The organism is Phenylobacterium sp., from assembly GCF_044372605.1.
GTDB lineage: Bacteria > Pseudomonadota > Alphaproteobacteria > Caulobacterales > Caulobacteraceae > Phenylobacterium.
Genome location: NZ_JBILRO010000228.1, coordinates 1 through 5,637, shown reverse-complemented (window position 1 = coordinate 5,637; position 5,637 = coordinate 1). Strand labels below are relative to the sequence as shown.

4 protein-coding genes are annotated in these 5,637 nt (G+C 64.3%); 3 read left to right on the top strand and 1 reads right to left on the bottom strand.

Annotation, left to right across the window (positions count from 1 at the left end):
• Positions 1-223: 223 nt before the first annotated feature.
• Positions 224-1,912, top strand: a complete 1,689-nt coding sequence (locus ACIQ42_RS15310) for an alpha/beta fold hydrolase (protein ID WP_397423115.1) — start codon at positions 224-226, stop codon at positions 1,910-1,912.
• Between the two features lie 11 nt (positions 1,913-1,923).
• Entirely contained in the window at positions 1,924-2,796 is an 873-nt protein-coding gene (locus ACIQ42_RS15305) for an alpha/beta fold hydrolase (RefSeq protein ID WP_397423114.1), read from the top strand.
• An 8-nt stretch (positions 2,797-2,804) separates the two neighbouring features.
• On the opposite strand, the gene ACIQ42_RS15300 is transcribed toward ACIQ42_RS15305, so the two are convergent.
• Entirely contained in the window at positions 2,805-3,995 is a 1,191-nt protein-coding gene (locus ACIQ42_RS15300; protein WP_397423113.1) for a CaiB/BaiF CoA transferase family protein, read from the bottom strand.
• A gap of 428 nt (positions 3,996-4,423) precedes the next feature.
• On the opposite strand from ACIQ42_RS15300, the gene ACIQ42_RS15295 reads away from it, so the two are divergent.
• On the top strand, positions 4,424-5,637 hold a 1,214-nt coding region (locus ACIQ42_RS15295), incomplete at its 3' end, for a DEAD/DEAH box helicase (RefSeq protein WP_397423112.1).

Here is a 5,637-nt window from a genome sequence, read left to right as displayed (position 1 = left end):
CGAGCGCGTTCGCGATATCGACGGCCGAGAGCGCTGCGACACCCTCTTCGTTGAAGAGTTCGAGCGCCTTTTCGAGAATGCGGGACTTCGTGCTCAGGGGCGACCATCCGATGGCGATGCGTCGCCCTCAATTGACAGCGAATAAGAAGCGCTAAGTATAGGCGCATAAGGCGAACGGATAAAACCGTTCACACCGACAAGATTGGAACAACGCAGGGCTAAGATGGCGAAACCGAAGATCGATCTCGGCGGCGGGGCTGCTGAAAACACAGTGGCCATGAATCCCATCATCGGGCTCGCGCGCGAAGACCTGATGGGCGCTGTGGGCGTTTTGCTGCGCGAAACCGCCGGCCGGCCGGTCAAGTCCCTCAAACACCTGAAAAACTTCAGCGGTGAAGTGGTCAAGATCGTCCAGAACAAGTCCGAGCTGGCCCCTGACCCCAAGGACAAGCGATTTCTGGACCCCGCCTTCCGTAGCAACCCCTTCTATCGCGCCGGCATGCAGTACTATCTGGCGGTCCGTCAGGGGGTTGGCCACTGGATGGACGATCTGGATTTTGATGACAGTGAGCGCGCGCGCGCCAGTTTCGTCACCAACATGATCCTGGATTCCGTCTCGCCCACCAACAGCCTGATCGGAAATCCCTCGGCGCTGAAGAAGGCGTTCGAGACCGGCGGCGGCTCGCTGATCAAGGGCCTGAAGAACGCCTACGAGGACATCACCCAGAACGACGGCATCGTCAGCCAGGTGGACAAGCGCCCGTTCAAGATCGGCGAGAATATCGCCACCGCGCGGGGCGCCGTGGTTCATCGCACCGAGATGATGGAGCTGATCCAGTACGCGCCGACCACCGAACAGGTACACGGCGTGCCGCTGCTGATCATCCCTCCGCAGATCAACAAGGCCTATGTGAACGACCTGTCGCCGGAAAAGAGCATCATCCGCTTCCTGACCGGCAGCGGCATCCAGCCCTTCATGGTCAGCTGGCGCAATCCGACGGCCGAACACCGCGACTGGGGCCTGGCCGACTATGTCGACGCCCTGATCGAAGCGATCGATGTGATCTGCCAGATCACCAGGTCGAAGACTGTGAACATCTCCGGTGCCTGTTCCGGCGGAATCACGGCGGCCACACTGCTCAGCAAGCTGGCTGCAGCAGGCGATCCCCGCATTGGCGCAGCGACCCTGATGGTCTGTGTGCTGGATCCCCAGCCCGACGACAGCGAGACCGGCGCCCTGGTGTCGGCCCATGGCATAGAGATGGCGCGACGGCGATCAGCAAAGGCCGGTGTGCTGGAAGGCTCCTCGCTGTCACGGACTTTCGCCTGGCTGAGGCCAAATGATCTGGTCTGGAACTATGTGATCAACAACTACCTGCACGGCGAGGACCCGCCCGCCTTCGACGTGCTGTTCTGGAACAACGACTCCACCAATCTGACGGCGACCCTGCATTCTGACTATCTGCGGGTCTACGAGACGCAACCCTTCGCCACGCCTGGGGTTACCGAGCTGGCCGGCCACAAGGTCGACCTGACCAAGGTCACCCAGGACTGTTTCGTGGTCGCCGGCGTGACAGACCACATCACGCCCTGGAAGGCCTGCTACCGCACGACCCAGTTGATCGGCTCACCGAACGTGGAGTTTATTCTATCCCAGGCTGGCCACATCCAGTCGCTGCTGAACCCGCCTGGAAACCCCAAGGCCAAGTACTTCAAAAGCGACAAGCGCCCGCCGGCCAGCATCGACGACTGGCTCGGCAACGACGCCTCGGAACATGCAGGTTCCTGGTGGCCCTTCTGGGCGCAGTGGTTGCAGGCCCGTTCCGGCGAGTTGAAGTCGGCGCCCAAGGGCCTGGGCTCCAAGAAGAACCCGCCTGGCGCGGCCGCGCCCGGCGAATACGTATTCGATTGAAAGGCCACCCTGTGAAAGCTTCCGGCAACGCCCAGGACGCCCCCGGATCCGCCCACGAGCCGCGGATGGAGATCATGAAGATCGCCGGTCGCAGCCTGCGCGTCGCCGTATGGAAAGCCAGGTCCACAAAGGGCAATGCCAAGGGTCGCCCGATCCTGTTTTTCAACGGCATCGGTGCCAATATCGAGATCATGGCGTCCCTGGCCGAATGGATGCCGGATCAGGACATCATCACTTTCGACATGCCAGGCATTGGTGGCTCACCGAGCCCCAGATTTCCCTACCGCCCCTGGACCATGGCGCTGCGCACCACCCGGCTGCTGGACAAGCTGGGCTATACCGGCAAGGTCGATGTGATGGGCGTGTCGTGGGGGGGCGGCATGGCCCAGCAGTTCGCCTTTCAGCACCCGGACCGCATCGGCAAGCTCATCCTGGCGGCGACGGCGGCGGGCGTGTTCATGGCGCCCGGCGATCCCAAGGTCCTGGCCAAGATGGCCAATCCGCGCCGCTACATTGACCCAGAGTTCATGCGACAGAACTTCGAAGCCCTCTATGGTGAGGAGATGAACTCCGACGCTCATATCGGCAGGCTGCGGCCGCCGTCACAGCGGGGTTATCTCTATCAACTGGCGGCCATGGCCGGCTGGACCAGCGCGTTCTTCCTGCCCTTCCTGAAGACCCCGACGCTGATCCTGATGGGCGAGAGCGATCGCATTGTGCCACTGGTCAACGGCAGGTTCCTGGCGCGACTGATCCCCAATGCCCAACTGGAGACCGTGCCAGGCGGACATCTGTTCATGGTGTCCCGCCCGGCAGAGACCTTCCCCGTGATCCGGCGTTTCCTTGCCGGCGCGGATCAGCAGCCCCTAGCCGCCGCAGCCTGAGCCAACCCCTACCCCGCCAGCGCCGCTTCGATCTCCTCGGCGGAGCATCCGAATTCCTCCAGCAGGGCGCGGGAATGCTCGCCAATCCCCGGCGCCATGTGCGGGGCGACCTTCGTCTCGCCGGTCATCTGGAAAGGGCTATCGACGGTGCGCAGCCCATAGCTGCCCTCGATCTCGGGAAACAGGCCGTTGGCCTCGATCTGGTCGTCGGTCAGGTGATCATAGATCTGCGATACCACGCCAAACGTCACGTCGCCGTCGGTCAACACCTGAGACCAGTGTTCGAAGGGCGCACCGGCGAACAGTGCATCGAACCGGGCCACCAGCTCGGGACCGTTCGTCATCCGCGCCTCGGGCGTTGCAAATAGCGGATCCTCCAGCCACTCGGCGTGCCCCACAGCCCTGGCCAGCAGCGGCCAGTCGCGGAACGGATTGGTGCTGGTGAGGATGAAATAGCGGTCATCGGCGGCGCGGAACATCTCGTTCAGCACCCCTCGCGCCCCGCGCGGGGGCCGCGTCATCAGCTCATAGCCGCAAAGCGCCGCCTGCACCTGGCATCCGTTGGCCCAAAGTCCGTTGGCCAGTAGCGAAGTGGTGACCTCGGATCCCGTCCCGGTGATCTGGCGCTTGTAGAGCGCCGTCACGATCGCCCCGTACATGGCCATCGCGGTCGGGTGGTCGCCCATCCCCGGCATCGAAATGGCGGGCTCCGTCGTCGGGCCGGCGCGCACCATGTCCATCAGCCCCGAGCGCGCCCACCAGGCGGTGGCGTCAAATCCGGTCCGGTCCCGCTCCGGCCCCTGCTCACCATAGGGCGACAGCGAGGCATAGATCAGCCGGGGGTTCAGAGGCATCAGGTCCTCCGCCCTCAGTCCCATCCGCTCCCGTGCCGGAAACGGCGAATTGGTGATGAACACATCGGCGCGTTTCACCAGCGCGTGCAGCGCCGCCTGCGCCTCAGGCCTGCGAAGATCCAGCGCCAGGCTCTCCTTGTTGCGCGACTCCAGCGTCCAGAAGTAGTCCACCTCGTCTGGCGTGCCACGAAGCCGGAACAGGTTGCGATAGGCGTCGCCTACGACCGGCGGCTCGATCTTGATCACCCGCGCGCCATAATCACCCAACACGGTCGCCGCAGCCGGCCCCGCGATGAAGCTGGCGCAATCGATGATGAGCAAGTCGCTGAACAGGCTGTCTGACATGGTGCAAGTCCTCCCTGGGTGCCGCCGCGCTGTTGTCCGCGCACGTACGGAGCCGGTAGGTCACGCCCCTTGCCGGAGCGTCAGTCCAGTGGCGCAGGCGTCAGTTCAGCGGCGAGGCCAGAACGAGGACCAGACAGGCCGCCTCGTATCGCGTCGCCATCGAATGGACCAGGGCTGCACTGCGCTGTGTGTTCCATATTGGAAAACCCTCCGGCCTGGACGGCATTGGTAAATCCGATCAGCAGCGCCCAACTCGCCAAGCGTAACGACATCGGGACCACTTCCATTTCAACCCCTTCCATTGACTTGCGGCCCCTGCGCCGTATGTTCCCGCCGCGCGGCGACGTTCGCTGGCGCAGCCGCGGTCGCGCCGCGCCTGTCCGCCCTTCGGCGGCTTCAGGGGCGAGACACCGCTTAATCGTTAGACGATGACCGAATTCTCAGACCTGGGCCTCTCGCCCGCGACCCTCGCCGCTGTCGCCGCGACCGGCTACACCACCGCAACGCCAATCCAGGCCGAAGCGATCCCCATGGCCCTTCAGGGCCTCGACGTTCTGGGCATCGCCCAGACCGGCACCGGCAAGACCGCCGCCTTCACCCTTCCGATGATAGACCGCCTGGCCGCCGGCCGCGCGAAGGCGCGCATGCCCCGCGCTCTCGTCATCGCCCCCACCCGCGAGCTGGCCGATCAGGTCTCGATGTCCTTCGAGAAGTACGCCAAGGACCAGAAGCTCTCCTGGGCCCTGCTGATCGGCGGGGTCTCGTTCAAGGACCAGGAGCTGAAGCTGGACCGGGGCGTCGATGTGCTGATCGCCACGCCTGGCCGCCTGCTGGACCATTTCGAACGCGGCAAGCTCCTGATGACCGGCGTGCAGATCATGGTGGTCGATGAGGCCGACCGGATGCTGGACATGGGGTTCATCCCCGACCTGGAGCGCATCTTCAAGCTGACGCCCGCCAAGAAGCAGACCCTGTTCTTCTCGGCCACCATGCCGCCCGAGATCACACGCCTGACCAAGCAGTTCCTGCGCGATCCAGTCCGCATAGAAGCCTCGCGTCCAGCCACAACCGCCGAAACCATCACCCAGAACCTGGTGCGCATCCCTACTGCCGACCCCAAGGCCAAACGCACAGCGCTGCGTGAGCTGATCGCCCGCGCCGACGTGAAGAACGGCATCGTCTTCTGCAACCGCAAGGCCGAGGTCGATGTGGTGGCCAAGTCGCTGAAGAAGCACGGCCTGGACGCCGCCCCGATTCACGGGGACCTGGACCAGCAGACCCGCATGAAGACGCTGGAAAGCTTCCGCAACGGCTCGCTGCGCCTGCTCTGCGCTTCGGACGTCGCCGCCCGTGGGCTCGACATTCCAGACGTCAGCCACGTCTTCAACTATGACGTCCCGCACCACGCCGACGACTATGTGCACCGGATCGGCCGCACAGGCCGCGCCGGCAAGACGGGTCAGGCGTTCACCATCGTGACCCCGGCAGACAGCCGCAACCTCGACAAGGTGCTTAAGCTGATCAACACCGCGCCCGTCGAGATCACGCTGGAAGGCATCGACTGGTCCAGCATCAAGGACGAGCCGCGTTCGCCCCGTAGCGGTGGCCGCGACCGGGGTCCGGCCCGTAGCCGTGAGCGGCC